The organism is Streptomyces sp. NPDC054883 (genome assembly GCF_053610645.1).
This window is the reverse complement of the sequence record NZ_JBSGYT010000009.1, coordinates 37,227-50,137: the sequence shown is the minus strand read 5'-3', so window position 1 is coordinate 50,137 and position 12,911 is coordinate 37,227. Positions and strand designations below refer to the sequence as shown.

11 protein-coding genes and 4 pseudogenes are annotated in these 12,911 nt (G+C 68.9%); 6 read left to right on the top strand and 9 right to left on the bottom strand.

Features of this window, described 5'->3' with window-relative positions:
* Positions 1-517 (bottom strand): tetratricopeptide repeat protein (locus ACWGH1_RS09525; protein ID WP_453408579.1); only part of this gene is annotated, 517 nt, incomplete at its 3' end.
* Between the two features lie 1,171 nt (positions 518-1,688).
* On the opposite strand from ACWGH1_RS09525, the gene ACWGH1_RS09520 reads away from it, so the two are divergent.
* Together ACWGH1_RS09520 and ACWGH1_RS09515 are read left to right on the top strand one after the other, a co-directional pair.
* Positions 1,689-2,504: a hypothetical protein gene (locus tag ACWGH1_RS09520; protein ID WP_453356653.1), complete on the top strand. Its 816-nt coding sequence runs from the start codon at positions 1,689-1,691 to the stop codon at positions 2,502-2,504.
* A gap of 37 nt (positions 2,505-2,541) precedes the next feature.
* Positions 2,542-3,168, top strand: coding sequence for a hypothetical protein (locus ACWGH1_RS09515; RefSeq protein WP_453356652.1), 627 nt, complete (start codon positions 2,542-2,544; stop codon positions 3,166-3,168).
* On the opposite strand, the gene ACWGH1_RS09510 is transcribed toward ACWGH1_RS09515, so the two are convergent.
* The 3 genes from ACWGH1_RS09510 to ACWGH1_RS09500 all read right to left on the bottom strand — a co-directional run bounded on the left by ACWGH1_RS09510 (position 3,093) and on the right by ACWGH1_RS09500 (position 5,358).
* The gene (locus ACWGH1_RS09510; RefSeq protein WP_453356651.1) at positions 3,093-3,719 is read right to left on the bottom strand and encodes a transposase; all 627 of its coding nucleotides are present in this window, start codon (positions 3,717-3,719) and stop codon (positions 3,093-3,095) included. The genes ACWGH1_RS09515 and ACWGH1_RS09510 overlap by 76 nt on opposite strands.
* A 364-nt stretch (positions 3,720-4,083) precedes the next feature.
* Positions 4,084-4,287, bottom strand: coding sequence for a cold-shock protein (locus ACWGH1_RS09505; RefSeq protein ID WP_453353985.1), 204 nt, complete (start codon positions 4,285-4,287; stop codon positions 4,084-4,086).
* Between the two features lie 285 nt (positions 4,288-4,572).
* Positions 4,573-5,358 (bottom strand): class I SAM-dependent methyltransferase, encoded by a 786-nt coding sequence (locus tag ACWGH1_RS09500; protein ID WP_453353984.1) that lies wholly within the window; start codon positions 5,356-5,358, stop codon positions 4,573-4,575.
* Positions 5,359-5,585: 227 nt separating this feature from the next.
* Here ACWGH1_RS09500 and ACWGH1_RS09495 point away from each other — a divergent pair.
* A pseudogene (locus ACWGH1_RS09495) lies at positions 5,586-6,534 on the top strand (IS5 family transposase).
* Here ACWGH1_RS09495 and ACWGH1_RS09490 read toward each other — a convergent pair.
* Positions 6,529-7,032 carry a hypothetical protein gene (locus ACWGH1_RS09490; RefSeq protein WP_453353983.1) on the bottom strand — a complete coding sequence of 168 codons (504 nt, stop codon included), beginning with the start codon at positions 7,030-7,032 and terminating at the stop codon, positions 6,529-6,531. The pseudogene ACWGH1_RS09495 and the gene ACWGH1_RS09490 overlap by 6 nt on opposite strands.
* A 102-nt stretch (positions 7,033-7,134) precedes the next feature.
* Between ACWGH1_RS09490 and ACWGH1_RS09485 the strand changes: the two genes are divergently transcribed.
* Both ACWGH1_RS09485 and ACWGH1_RS09480 read left to right on the top strand, forming a co-directional pair.
* Positions 7,135-7,599, top strand: coding sequence for a helix-turn-helix domain-containing protein (locus ACWGH1_RS09485; protein ID WP_453353982.1), 465 nt, complete (start codon positions 7,135-7,137; stop codon positions 7,597-7,599).
* A pseudogene (locus tag ACWGH1_RS09480) lies at positions 7,600-7,785 on the top strand (IS701 family transposase); the annotation flags it as partial.
* Between the two features lie 320 nt (positions 7,786-8,105).
* Here ACWGH1_RS09480 and ACWGH1_RS09475 read toward each other — a convergent pair.
* The 4 genes and pseudogenes from ACWGH1_RS09475 to ACWGH1_RS09460 form a co-directional block, all read right to left on the bottom strand.
* Positions 8,106-8,873 carry an SDR family NAD(P)-dependent oxidoreductase gene (locus ACWGH1_RS09475; RefSeq protein ID WP_361318461.1) on the bottom strand — a complete coding sequence of 256 codons (768 nt, stop codon included), beginning with the start codon at positions 8,871-8,873 and terminating at the stop codon, positions 8,106-8,108.
* 33 nt (positions 8,874-8,906) lie between these two features.
* A pseudogene (locus tag ACWGH1_RS09470) lies at positions 8,907-9,669 on the bottom strand (glucose 1-dehydrogenase).
* A 471-nt stretch (positions 9,670-10,140) separates the two neighbouring features.
* Positions 10,141-10,545, bottom strand: a pseudogene (locus ACWGH1_RS09465) ((R)-mandelonitrile lyase); the annotation flags it as partial.
* Between the two features lie 114 nt (positions 10,546-10,659).
* Entirely contained in the window at positions 10,660-11,676 is a 1,017-nt protein-coding gene (locus ACWGH1_RS09460; RefSeq protein ID WP_453353981.1) for a zinc-dependent alcohol dehydrogenase family protein, read from the bottom strand.
* A gap of 253 nt (positions 11,677-11,929) precedes the next feature.
* Here ACWGH1_RS09460 and ACWGH1_RS09455 point away from each other — a divergent pair, with 253 nt between their 5' ends.
* The gene (locus tag ACWGH1_RS09455; RefSeq protein WP_453353980.1) at positions 11,930-12,817 is read left to right on the top strand and encodes a helix-turn-helix transcriptional regulator; all 888 of its coding nucleotides are present in this window, start codon (positions 11,930-11,932) and stop codon (positions 12,815-12,817) included.
* Positions 12,818-12,911: the final 94 nt, after the last annotated feature.

The following is a 12,911-nucleotide window of genomic DNA, read 5'->3' as shown; positions in this document are numbered from 1 at the left end:
GCTCGGCAAACCGGGCGGCGGCCTGCTGATGTGCGTCGATGGCCTCCTCGAACCGCCGCACCTGCTGCAAAGCCGTACCCAGATTGTTCAGGGCCTGCCCCTCACGGTGATGGTCACCCAGCTCGGTGAACCGGGCGGCGGCCTGCTGGTGGGCGTCGATGGCCTCCTCGAACCGCCGGACCTGCTGCAGGGCCGTACCCAGATTGTTCAGGGCCTGCCCCTCACGGTGATGGTCACCCAGCTCGGTGAACCGGGCGGCGGCCTGCTGGTGGGCGTCGATGGCCTCGTCGAACCGCTGCATCTGCTGCAGGGCCGTGCCGAGGTTGTTCAGGGCCTGCCCTTCGGCATGGCGCTCGCCCAGCTCGCGGCATGTGACGAGGTCGTGCTGGTGGGCGTCGATGGCCTCGTCGAACCGCTGCACCTGCTGCAGGGCGACGCCGAGGCTGTTCAGCGCCCGGCTCTCGCCATGACGCTCGCCCAGTTCGCGACAAATTATCAGATCCTGCTGGTAGCTCATGGTGTCTCCCTGGAGTCAGGCCGTCCATGACGACACCCCCAGCAATCAGCCAAACGCGGACGACCGCAACCGGTCCGGGGCCGGTGTCGTCCAACCGAATGGCGCTTTCGCCTGTCTGGCGGACGCGGCCTGCCACAACTGCCCGGTCGCCTCCTCGCCAGCACTGGCGCCCCGGGCGAGGACGACCACGGTGCGCCCGGGGGGGCAGCCGGCCGTCCCGGGCCCGGCGCAGCGTGCACGCACTCTGCGGGGCAACCGAACGCTGCGGCGTAGGTCGCGGTGCCAAGAACGGCGGCGCCGGTGCCCGTGACGCGGGCGGGACGCTCCTGCACTTCGACCTCGCCGAACACCGCGCCTTCTGGGCCTGGGCAGCGGTGGAGTTCTTGCGCCACCCGGCGCCCGCATCGAGCAGATGCTGCAGACCAGCCACCACGCCCTGGTCCAGTACCGCCTACCCACGACCGGCGTCCCTTGCTCCGAATCGGCCGCCTCCAAGACCGACCAGTAGCGCGTCCTACCGGTCAGCTCCGAGCTCGCCGACGTCCTGTCCTCGGTCATCCGCCGGGTCCGCGATTCAGTGCGGACGTCATCCCGCTACAGCGGGGGCCCTGCGAGGCGAACCGTCCCAGGTGCTGGTGGGAAGCCGCGCCGGCATTACGGTGGAAAACTGCTCGCGCCCCTCCGCGCCAAGGCCGCTGCTGGCGCTCCGCCCGAGGTAAGGCGAGGTGGAGGGGCGGCCGCTGCTGAGGTTCGGAGCCCACCGTGATCCCGTCCTCATCGCGTAGTTCATCCGCTACAAGTTGGTCGGGCCGGAGCACGAGAACTGGCTGGCCGTACACCGGGCTGCAGCCGCCTACCGTCAGCGCGAGGGACACCGAACGGGTGACGGTCTCCGAAGCCTCGGAGAGCCCGGACCTCGGCGTTGTGGGTCTTGGCCTCGCCTTGGGCGGCCCCAAGTACGAGAAACCGTCGGGATGTCGGCTCCAGCTCGTTGGGACTGACCCCACCTCGAGTGGGTGGTATACCCCAGTGACCGGGCGACCGCCGATACGGAATGGTGACCGAAATGACAACGGCATCACAACCTACCGGCGCACAGGGACACCCCGCTCCTGGAACCCCCTGCGGTCTTGTGCCCCTTTCGCGATCCGCAGGCTTCTCCGGTCGTGCAATGGCTCTCCTCGTCACCCTAGCCGTGGCCTTCGGCGCCACCTTCGTCGTCGCCCCGGGCCCGTTGGCGGCGAGCGGGGGGTCGGGTGGCAACTACGTCGATCAGCGCAACCTGACCGAAGCCCTCCGCCAGGCGTTCGTCGCGTACTGGAGTTCCGGCGACCGGGATTTCTCCCCGGGCCTGGACAGGGTCGTGAACTACTGGTTCCGCTACCACGTGGCCAAGGCCGTGATCGCCGCGCTCCTGCTGATCGTGCTCGTAGCGCTCGGCGTTCTTCTCTGGAAGGTGTTCCTGAGGGTCGGCAGTCTCAGGGCGCAAAGGAGGGCGGCCCTCGCATCGGCCTGTGTTCTTGTCACGCTACTCGCCCTGTTCTCGTCGGCGGCGGTCATGGCCAATGTCCAGGGGGTGGTGGCGCCCTTCTCTTCGTTGCTGCCAATGCTGGGTGGCAGCGCGACCGACGCGGGTCTCGCCGATACGCTCGACCAGGTCAAACAGCAACTGGCCGACTCCCCGGGCACGGGGGACCGCACCCCGGCCGCCCTCGCCGTGATGATCGACGACTTCGCCCGATACCACGTGCCGATGGCCGTGACCGCCGCGATCGTGGCGACCATCCTCGTCGGCATGAGCCTGGCGTCATGGAAGAGGCGCGCGCGAACGGAGCCGTCCGACAGGCGAACGAGGCGCGTGTGGTGGTACTTCTGCGTCCTCTCGGCGTTGTTGTCGCTGGTCCTGGTCGTTGTCGCGGTGGCGAACACGACCACCGCGACAGACCCGGCACCGGCCCTCCTGGCTTTCTTCGAGGGCGGATGGTGAGGCGGCTCGTCCCGCCGGCAACGCCTTCTACCAGGCCATGAACGAGGCGCTGGGCGTCGAGGCCATGAAGCGGGCGGAAGGGAGCAACTACAACACCATCGTCCCGACCATGACCGCAGTCAAGAAACTGCCGGACTGGATCCAGCTGCCGAGCTGGTGGACCCCCAGCTTCAACCCCGGGGGCGCTGTCCGGCACCCAGTTCGCGGACCTGACGCCGCACCTATCCGGCGAAAACATCGAGAAGTACTCGAACCTGGCCGCGATACCCACCGGCGCCTGGAAGGTCTGCGTGGGGGGGACAAGCTGTACGGCATCCCGTGCGTGTCCAGCAATCTCTTGATCTCCGGCGTCACTTACCGCCGTCGGGACATCCTGGAGCCGCGCGGGATCAAGGCCGACCAGGTAAAGTCCGCCGACGACCTGATGAGCCTCGGCAAGGAGCTGACCGACGCCAAGCGCGGCGTATGGGCCTTCGGCGACTTGCGGACCTACCTGTACACGTCCTGGGGCGCCCCGGCTCAAGTGGAAGATGGACAACGGCAAGCTGGTCCACCTGTTCGTGACCCAGGAGTTCCTAAGGTCCGTCTTCAAACCGATCTTGCCCAGAGTAGGAGTGAGACGAGTGTGACCGCCGCTTCGTATGAGGTGGTGGTCTTCTCGTAGCGGGCGGCGATGCCTCGGAAGCCCTTGAGCTGGTTGAAGCAGCGTTCGACGGTGTTGCGGCGGCGGTAGATCTCGCTGCCGAAGCCCGTCGGCCGGCCACCTCGCCGGCCTCGGTTGTGGCGGTGCCATTTCTGGTGGCTCTTCTCCGCGATCGTGTGTCCGATGCCGCGTTTGCGCAGGTAGGCGCGGAAACCGCGGGAACTGTAGACCTTGTCGGCGATGACGTGGTCCGTTCGGCAGCGGGGCCGGTGCGGGCCACTTGGATGCGTTCGAGCAGGGCAAACGCGCAGATGCCGTCGTGCCGTTGGCCTGGGGTCAGCAGTATGGCCAGGGGTCGGCCGCGTCCGTCGCAAGCCGAGATGGATTTTGGTGGTCAGGCCTCCGCGGGATCGGCCAAGGGCGGGATGTCCGGTCCGTCCGTCCGGCGCCACCACCTCGACCGTGCCGAACGCGGCCGAAACCGCCTCGATACCCACATCGTCGATCCCGTCGAAGACCAGCGAGTCCCAGAACGGTGCACGGTCTGCATGACCAGCACCATCACCGTCCACAGCAGCGACTGGCCAAGCACCTGAAGGCGCGTCATTTCCGACTGACAGACGACAAGGCGTACGCCCTCTCACGAGCCGGTCTCCTCGCAATCGAACATCGAGGTAACACTCCGCGACGGCTCCCCAAGATCTGTGTCAGAACCCGCTTCTCGCGTATAGAGCCAGTGGGCAGCCGGAGGCGAAGGTGGCGGCCGGCCGTCGCTCGATAACCGCTTCGGAGAGAGGAGGATGTTGCCGGCCGGCTGCCACCTCGACGACTGCCAAGTGCCTGCAAGGCCGCACCAGCCGACGTGCCCCGGCCGTCTCGCGGCCGGGGCAGTTCAGCGGCCGGTGTCACCACCAGTGGCGCGCTGGTCGTCCGCCGCTACGAAGGGACGACGTTCTCCGCCTGGGGGCCCTTGGGGCCCTGAGTGACGTCGAAGGTCACCTTCTGGCCCTCTTGCAGCTCGCGGAATCCGGCGGCGGAGATGGCGGAGTAGTGGACGAACACGTCCGGGCCACCACCGTCCTGCTCGATGAATCCGAAGCCCTTCTCCGAGTTGAACCACTTCACGATGCCGCTTGCCATCAGTTCATATCCCTTGCCATGTTCCACGATGCGGCCACGCCGCACCGGCCAGGACCATCCACTTACGACCCCGACACCTCCACTATGTCCCCAGCAACCACCACCCGAACCCTCGACCGCACCGGCAGGACGGCCAAGAGGTCACCCAGGTGGCCTCAGCTGCGTGTGCCCCACGCGTGCCGGGTAGCCGGTTTGGTGGACGGTTCCGAACGAAGGCGCGAAGAAGTCACAGTGCCATCGCCACGATGACGGCCGCCGTCACCCCGCCCGGCACCATCACCGTCATCAGCCGGATCCCGTTGGGTCCGGTGTCTCAAAGGCTCCCGCACACCCACGGCGGACGGCCACGTTCAGGTCGACCACGTACTGCTCCTCCAGCCACCCGTCCGGGAACAACGCCGCAAGGCGCTCCCGCTCTGCGGCGAGGAATGCCTCCGTGCCGGGACGGCCGATCAGGAAGAGCGAATGGGTGGACAGCTTGGCCAGGTGCACATCAATCGGAATCCGCCGGGACCAACGCAGCAGGCGGTTCACGAAGGCCAGGCCCTCCTGCGAGCGTGCGCGTTCGTTGATGTACCAGCCAGCGCCGAAACTCTTCTCGATGCGCGCCTGCTGATCCGCAATCCAGCCGACCCCGACGTCCGGGTCGTTCGACCAGACCGCCAGCGCCCCACCAGGGCGCAGTACCCGCAGGGCCTCGGGTACGGAACGGGTCGGGTCGGTCCAGTGCCAGGACTGCGCGTACGTCAGGAGATCGAGGGAACCGGTCGCGAGCGGGAGCCGGTTGCCATCCCCGCGGACGAGTGGGACGCCGGGGTTGCGGCGCCGGAACTCGCCTGCCATCCCCTCCCCCGGCTCCACCGCGACCACCCGCGCCCCGCGCGCGTGCAGCAGCGCGGTCGCGATGCCGGTGCCCGCACCCACATCGGCGACGCGTGCACCGTGCAGTACGAAGCCGGCGAACTCCTCCACCGCGTCGAGCAGCTCCGGCGGATAGGACGGCCGGTTGTCGGCGTACCGAGTGGCGGCGGAGCTGAACGAGCGAGCGCGAGAGCGGGGTCCGATCGTCATGCCACCACTGTTCAGCCCCACGGCCCCCGCCACAACAGCGCACCAGAACACCCGTGGGGACACTGGCCCGAAGTAGGCACTCGACGATGGCGGACAGCATCCGGGCCGGCCTCGCTGCCCTGCCCACCCCCAGAGCAGACAGCGTGCCCGTGGCTCCCCGTCCGGCGGGCGCAGCCGCCAGAGGGGCGTGGGCGATCAGGTGACCGGCACTTGATCGGGTCGTTGTCCTGTATGCGGGGCGGGACCAACGCGGTGACTTGACGGACGTCGAGTGGGAGCGGCTTCGGCCGTTCCTACCGGTGGGCAATGGCCGGTGCGGGCGGTGGCGTGATCACCGGCAGGTGATCGACGGGATCTTGCATCGAGTGCGGACCGGCGTGCAGTGGCGCGATCTGCCGGAGCGTTTCGGGCCGTGGAAGACGGTCTACGAGCGTCATCGGCTGTGGTCGGCGGACGGTACGTGGGAACACCTGTTGCAGCAGGTCCAGGCCGCGGCCGACGCGGTCGGCGAGATTGACTGGGACGTCTCGGCGGACTCCACAATCGTGCGCGCGCACCAGCACGCGGCCGGAGCCCGCACCGACCCACCGCCCGCGCCCTCGGTGGCAAAGGGGGACGCGGTGGCAGAACACCAGGACGAGACACCACGGCAGAGCTTGGTCGGCCGGCTGGCGGAGGTGGTGCGGGCGGTGAGGGCCTGGGCCGGTCGCGGGGCGGCTTCACCAGCAAGATCCACCTGAGTGCCGATGGGCACTGTCGCCCGTTGTCCCTGATCATTACGCCGGGGCAGCAGGCAGATTGCACCCAGTTCGCGTGCGTACTGGAGAAGATCCGGGTTCCCCGCCTCGAGCAGGGCAGGCCCGCAAGAAGCCGGAGAGTATCGCGGCCGACAAGGGTTACAGCAACGGTCCCTGCCGCCACTACCTGCGGCGGCGGGGCATCCGGCACACGATTCCGGAGAAGACGGACAGCCAGGCCGTCCGTCTGCGCAAAGGAACACGCGGCGGACGACCTCCTGGCTTCGACGAGGACCGCTACAAGAAGCGCAACACCGTCGAGCGGGCCGTCAACAAGCTCAAGAACTCCCGGGCCGTAGCCACCCGCTACGACAGTGCGCGGCTATGTCTTCCTCGGAACCGTCACTGTGGCAGCCTCATCATCTGGCTCCGCTCATGACCGGCGAGCCGCGCCTGGGTCAAACGCAGGGGTCTGGCCGACCGCCGCGAGCAGTTCGAGCGGAAGCTCCTTGTCTCCCTGGCCGATGGTGAGCGCGAGCCAACGGCTGGAATCCCCGTGTGGCCATACCTGCATGCTTCCGGCCATCTGGCTAAGGAAGTTGATCGGCTCGGACACGGCCTCCCCCTCGAATCCAGCCCTCAGATACGGCCACAGGTCGACGACGAGTGGCTCGCCCCAGCGTGCCTTGAGCGAAGCGATCAACGCGTCGAGGTAGGCCCCCAGGTCTGCGTCGGCCTCGCGCGCCGCCTGGCCGTCGTCGTCATCCCAGAAGTCCTGACTTGCCCGCAGGATGCGCACACGATGCTCGGGGCCACCGCACCCGGTGCCGTCGTGGAAGTTCGTCTCCGGGAAAGGCTGTCCAAGCAGCTCGTCGATCAAGGAGAGGTACTTCTCAAGAGCCGCACTCGCAATGGCTCCGGACTCATCGGTCGTCATGAGCGCAGACTATGGGACTGCACAGACAATCCAACCCGGGCCTTGCGCACCGAACCGTGATCGCCCGGACAGCTCCTACTGATCCTTTCGTAAGTTCGGTGGGTGTGGTGGCGGTGCGGGTGGGAGGCTGTCGAGGTGGCTTATCGACCTTCGTCCTCCGCAGCCTGCGCCTCCCTTCCTCCCTTGTTGCGGCCTCAGTTGGCGGAGGCGCACCGTGTTCGGGCGGTCGAGTCGTTCGAGGGCGGTGTCTCGAACGCGGAGATCGCGCGGGCGGTCGGGGTGTGTGCGGAGAGCGTGCGGCGATGGCGGCGGGCGTGGGAGGAAGGTGGTGCTTCGGCCCTGCGGCGGCGTGCGTCCACCGGTCGTCCACCCAAGCTGGACGACGCGCAGGTCGAGACCGTCCGGGCCGCGTTGGAGAGAGGAGCACAAGCCCATGGTTTCGAGGCCCGCCTGTGGACCCTGGAGCGAGTCGGCGACATCGTTGAGCGGGGTGACGGGAGTGGTGCTGTCGAGGGCGTCGGTGTGGCGGTTGCTGACCGGCCGGCTCGGACGTGGGGTACTCGGTGATTGAGGGCGTGGGCGGCGGGTCTGGGTGAGGTGCATGAGCGGTTCGTGCACCGGTTTGCCGGGTCGGAGCCGCGGGAGTCGGCTCTTGCCTATATGCGGGGGCTGACATCTGCGATGGAGCGGAAGAACGGCTGGACGCTCGCCGAGGAGGCAGGACATGCGGCGCCCGGCCGGTTCCTGCGGCTTCCGCGCCTACCTGCGCAAACGTGGCATCGGACAACACGATTCCGGAGAAGAGCGACCAGAAATGGCACCGTCGGAACCGAGCCGTCGAGGCAGCCGACCGACCGCCTTCAACGGCGAGATCTACCGCCGCCGCACACCGTCGAACGCTGCTTCAACCAGCTCAAGGGCTTCCGAGGCATCGCCACACGCTACGAGAAGACCCCCACCTCCTACGAAGCGGCGGTCACACTCGTCTCACTCCTGGTCTGGGGAAGATCGGTTTGAAGACGGAGCCTAGCTAGCTAGTGGTCGGTCTGGGGCGGGGCCGACGGTGAAAGCTGTCATTGGGCAACGTAGCCGCCGTCGACGGGGAGGGCGACGCCGATGACGAAGCTGGCTCCGGGGCTACACAGCCACAGGACGGCCTGGGCGATCTCGTCGGCGGTGCCGAGGCGGTTGATGGGCTGGCCTGCTTCGGCTTCGGCGCGGTCGAGTTCTCCCTTGACGATCATGTCGCTGACCATGGGGGTGTCGATGGTGCCGGGGCAGATTGCATTGATGCGGATGCCGCGCGGGGCGTATTCGAGGGCGGCGCTGCCGGTCAGGCCGATCACGCCGTGTTTGGTGGCGTGGTAAGAGGCGCGGCCGGGAATGCCGACGAGTCCGCCGAGGGAGGAGCAGTTGACGATGGCGCCGCTGCCCTGGGTGCGCATGTGGCGCAGTTCATGTTTCATGGATGCCCAGATACCGCGCAGGTTGATGGCGTTGACCCGGTCGAACTGTTCGGCGCTCTCTTCGGCGGCGTCGGTGGGCGGGATCTGGATGCCGGCGTTGTTGTAGGCCATGTCGAGGCGGCCGAAGGTTTCGACGGTGCGGTCGACGGCGGCGGCGACCTGCTCTTCGTCGGTGACGTCGCAGACGACCGCGAGGGCTTGGTGGCCCGCGTCGGTGAGCTGTTTGGCGGCGGCCGTCAGGGCCGTTTCGTTGATGTCGGCGAGGGTGACGGCGGCGCCGGATTCGGCGAAGGCGCGGGCGGCGGCCAAACCCATGCCGGAGGAGGCGCCTGTGACGAAGGCGACCTGACCTGTGAAGTCGTAGGTGGGGTTCACGGGTGCGGCTCCTTGTGCGGGGTTTCTGATGGGTCAGACGGTCTGGCCGCCGTCGACGACGAGCGCGGTGCCGGTGGTGAATGCGGCGTCGTCGGAGCAGAGCCACAGCACGGCGGAGGCGATCTCCTCAGGCTTGCCGAGACGGCCGACGGGTTCGTCGGAGATGAGCCCTTCGCGTCCGCCGGGGCGGCTGGCGCCGAAGCGGCGGATCATCTCGGTGTCGATGATGCCGGGGCACAGGGCGTTGAGGCGGATGCCGTCGGCGGCGTGGTCCAGGGCCGCGGAGCGGGTGAAGCCGATGACGCCGTGCTTGGCGGCGGCGTAGGCGGCCTGGCCCTTGAAGCCCTTGACGCCGGCGCCGGAGGAAACGTTGACGATCGCGCCACCGCCGTCCTGCTGGAGCATCTGCCGGATCTCGGCCTTGGCGCACAGGAACATGCCGGTCAGGCTGACGCTCAGAATGCGGTCCCAGTCGTCCTTGGCGGTATCGGCCGCGGACCGGACGGGCTGCTCGACGCCGGCGTTGTTGAAGGCGGCGTCCAGGCGTCCGAAGCGCGCGACGGTCCCGTCCACAGCCGCCTGGAAGTTCGCTGGTGACGTCACAGGTGAGGGTGAGTGCTTGGCCTCCGTGGGCGGTGATGAGACGGGCTGTTTCCTCGAGCCCGTCGGCGGACCGGTCGGCGATGGCGACCTGCGCGCCGGCGCGGGCGAAGGCCAGGGCGGTGGCGCGGCCGATACCGGATGCGGCGCCGGTGACGAAGGCGACCCGGCGGCTGAAGTCGTAGGTCGTGTTCACGAGGTTTCTCCGAACGAGGGGTGCGCGCGGGGTGGTGAAGCGGGCGCGGATCGGGGTCCCAGGCGCTGGAGGTGTCCAGCTTGCGGGGCGGGTCGGCGATCCGTTCGCTCTCGTGGAAGTCCGAAGTGAGCGGAAGGAGGGTTGCCAGGTCGCGGGCGGGGCGCTGTCGTTCAAGGTGACCTCGACCTGGTGGCCGTCGATCGTCAGGCGGATGGTCACGGCGGCGTTCCCCTCGGACGGGCGGGTGGCGCCTCACGCGTCGCGGTCTGCCGGCGGGAGGATGAAGACGAGGCGCCCACAGGAGGCGGCGGGCTGTTGCTGCCGGCCGACACGGCCAGCACGACCACGGCAGCGGGAGCGGTTCGTACAACGGCGTCTCGAAGGCCGCGTAGCACGCGGCCTCCTGTTCACTCGGGCAGCGATCCGGCGTCGTGCCATCCCGCTGGTGCGCGAATCGGACGGGTGTCCGCTGGTGGGCGGGGCTGCGGCGTATTCCTCATCGGTGACGGGGGTCAGCCAGTGCACGACGTCGTGGTCGGCGTCGCCCTCGTTGATGGCCAGGTGGACCATCAGCCGGTTCGGTGCGGCGCCGTGCCAGTGCTCTTCATCGGCCTCGAACAGCACGCGGTCGCCGGGCCGGATGACCTCGACGAGACCGCCGCGGCGCTGGCACAGGCCGATTCCCTCCGTGACGAAGACCGTCTGCCCGAGCGGGTGGCGGTGCCAGTGGGTGCGCGCGCCGGGCGTGAAGTGCACCAGCGAGGCGGTGACCCGTGACGGGGCGGGTGCTGCGGCGACGGGGTCGATGTAGACGTGGCCGGTGAACCAGTCGGCGGGGCCTTTGACGGTGTCGATCGAGCTTCGGGTGATTTGCATGGTCATTCCTTTCGTAGTGAGCGTCGTGGCTGAGCGGATGGTGTGCGAGTGCGTCGGCATGTCGCCAGTGCAGCGCGCGGACGGCCGGGCGCAGGCCTGCTGCGGCATAACGGGTCAGGGCTTGAGGAGGGCCTTGATGGCGCGGCGTTCGTCCATGGCCTTGTAGCCCTCGGCGACCTGGTCCAGGGGCAGGGTGAGGTCGAAGACCTTGCCCGGGTTGATCCGGCCGGTCAGGACGCGGTCGATGAGGTCGGGGAGGTAGCGGCGTACGGGGGCGGGGCCGCCGCGCAGTCCGACGTGGGAGAAGAAAAGTTCCTGCCCGTCGATGGCCACCTCGTGGGGGACGCCGACGAAGCCGACGTTGCCGCCCGGACGGGCCGAGTGCAGGGCCTGCTGCATGGCCTGAGCGGTGCCGACGCACTCCAGCACGGAGTCGGCGCCGATCCCGCCCGTGAGGTCCTTGATCCGGGCCACGCCCTCGTCGCCGCGCTCGGTGACGATGTCGGTGGCGCCGAACTCCCGGGCGAGGTTCTGACGGGGCTCGTGCCGCGACATGGCGATGATCCGCTCCGCGCCCATCTCCTTCGCCGCGATCACCCCGCACAGGCCCACCGCGCCGTCTCCGACGACCACGGCGGTCGAGCCGGGCCTGACCTCGGCGGCATCGGCCGCCCACCAGCCGGTGCCCATCACGTCGGAGACGGCCAGCAGGCCGGGCCACAGCTCCTCCGCCGGGACCTCGTCGGTGGCGACCAGGGTGCCCTGGGCATTGGGGATGCGCACGTACTCGGCCTGGCAGGTGGTCATGAACTCACGGTGCAGGCAGTTCGACTGGAAGCCGTTGCGGCAGTTCGCACAGGTGTTGTCCGAGGTCGCGAAGGAGCCCACCACGAACTGGCCCGGCGTGACCGAGGTGACGTCGCTGCCGACCTCTTGGACGAAGCCGACGTACTCGTGCCCCATCGGGTGCGGATCGCCGATCGGCTCCAGGCCGCGCCAGGCCCACAGGTCGGAGCCGCACACGCAGGTGACCGCCGTACGGATGATCGCGTCGGTCGGGTGGAGGATCTTCGCGTCGTCCACGGTCTCGAAACGGACGTCGCCGGGGGCGTGGATCACTGCGCCGCGCATGAAAGGTCCTTACGTTGTCGAGGCGAGCGGTACCAGGGGGTGTACCAGCCGCCGAATGCGGTTGCAGGCCCGACACAGAGCGAGAAGCCGCCCCGGGCCGGATGCGGGCTCCCCGCCCCTCCGTGTTCGCGGCCGGGACGGAAAGCGTTACGTCCTCCAGGTAACCCGCTCTCCGCGCGCCCAGCGAGTCACCATCAACAGGTGTACCGGCAGTACACCCCTGCGGCCGTGCCCGAGACGTACCGTCGATGGCGTGGACAACAGTCAAGAGGTCCGCGAGTTCCTCACCTCGCGGCGAGCCAAGATCACCCCCGAGCAGGCCGGCATGCCCACCGGCCCCAGGCGCCGCGTCCCGGGCCTGCGCCGCAGCGAGGTCGCAGCCCTGGCCGACGTGAGCGTGGAGTACTACGCCAAGCTGGAGCGCGGCAACCTCGTCGGCGTCTCCCCCACCGTCCTCGAAGCGGTCGCCCGCGCCCTCCAGCTCGACGACGCCGAACGTGCCCACCTCCTGCATCTGGCCCAGGCCGCCGACGGCTCCGACGCCCTCACCCGCCCCCGCCGCCGCACCACCCGGCAGTGGACGGCGCACCGCAGCCTGCAATGGACCCTGGACGCGATCACCGCCGGGCCCGCCTTCGTGCGCAACGGCCGCATGGACCTCCTCGCCACCAACCGGCTCGCCCGCGCCTTCTACACCGACGTCTACGCCAACCCCCACAACCAGGCCAACCTCGCCCGCTTCCAGTTCCTCGACCCCGCCTCCCGCCGCTTCTACCCCGACTGGGACCAAGCCGCCGACATCGCCGTCGCCATCCTGCGCACCGAAGCCGGCCGCAACCCCCACGACAAGGACCTCCACGACCTCGTCGGCGAACTGTCCACTCGCAGCGACGCCTTCCGCACCCGCTGGGGCGCCCACAACGTCCGCCACCACGGCACCGGCACCAAGCGCTACCACCACCAGGCCGTCGGGGAACTGACCCTCGCCTACGAAGGTCTCGACATGGCAGCCGAACCCGGCCTCACCCTCACCATCTACACCGCCGAACCCGCCTCCCCCTCCGAAGAGGGCCTGCGCCTGCTCTCCTCCTGGGCCGCCACGCCTCAGTCCCCCTCGCCCGCACCGCGCTCCCGCAGCTGACTGTCCCCACGGCCGACGATACGAACCCGCTGGGCTACAGTCAGCGGCCGACGTGCCCCAAGGCTCCTGGATCTCCGACGGCTATACCGCAGGC

Excerpts from the sequence above, each read along its gene's own strand:
- ACWGH1_RS09460 (WP_453353981.1), bottom strand. The coding sequence starts at position 11,676 with ATGCGCGGCGCAGTGATCCACGCCCCCGGCGACGTCCGTTTCGAGACC.
- ACWGH1_RS09520 (WP_453356653.1), top strand. The coding sequence starts at position 1,689 with ATGGCTCTCCTCGTCACCCTAGCCGTGGCCTTCGGCGCCACCTTCGTC.
- ACWGH1_RS09500 (WP_453353984.1), bottom strand. The coding sequence starts at position 5,358 with ATGACGATCGGACCCCGCTCTCGCGCTCGCTCGTTCAGCTCCGCCGCC.
- ACWGH1_RS09515 (WP_453356652.1), top strand. The coding sequence starts at position 2,542 with ATGAACGAGGCGCTGGGCGTCGAGGCCATGAAGCGGGCGGAAGGGAGC.
- ACWGH1_RS09490 (WP_453353983.1), bottom strand. The coding sequence starts at position 7,032 with ATGACGACCGATGAGTCCGGAGCCATTGCGAGTGCGGCTCTTGAGAAG.
- ACWGH1_RS09505 (WP_453353985.1), bottom strand. The coding sequence starts at position 4,287 with ATGGCAAGCGGCATCGTGAAGTGGTTCAACTCGGAGAAGGGCTTCGGA.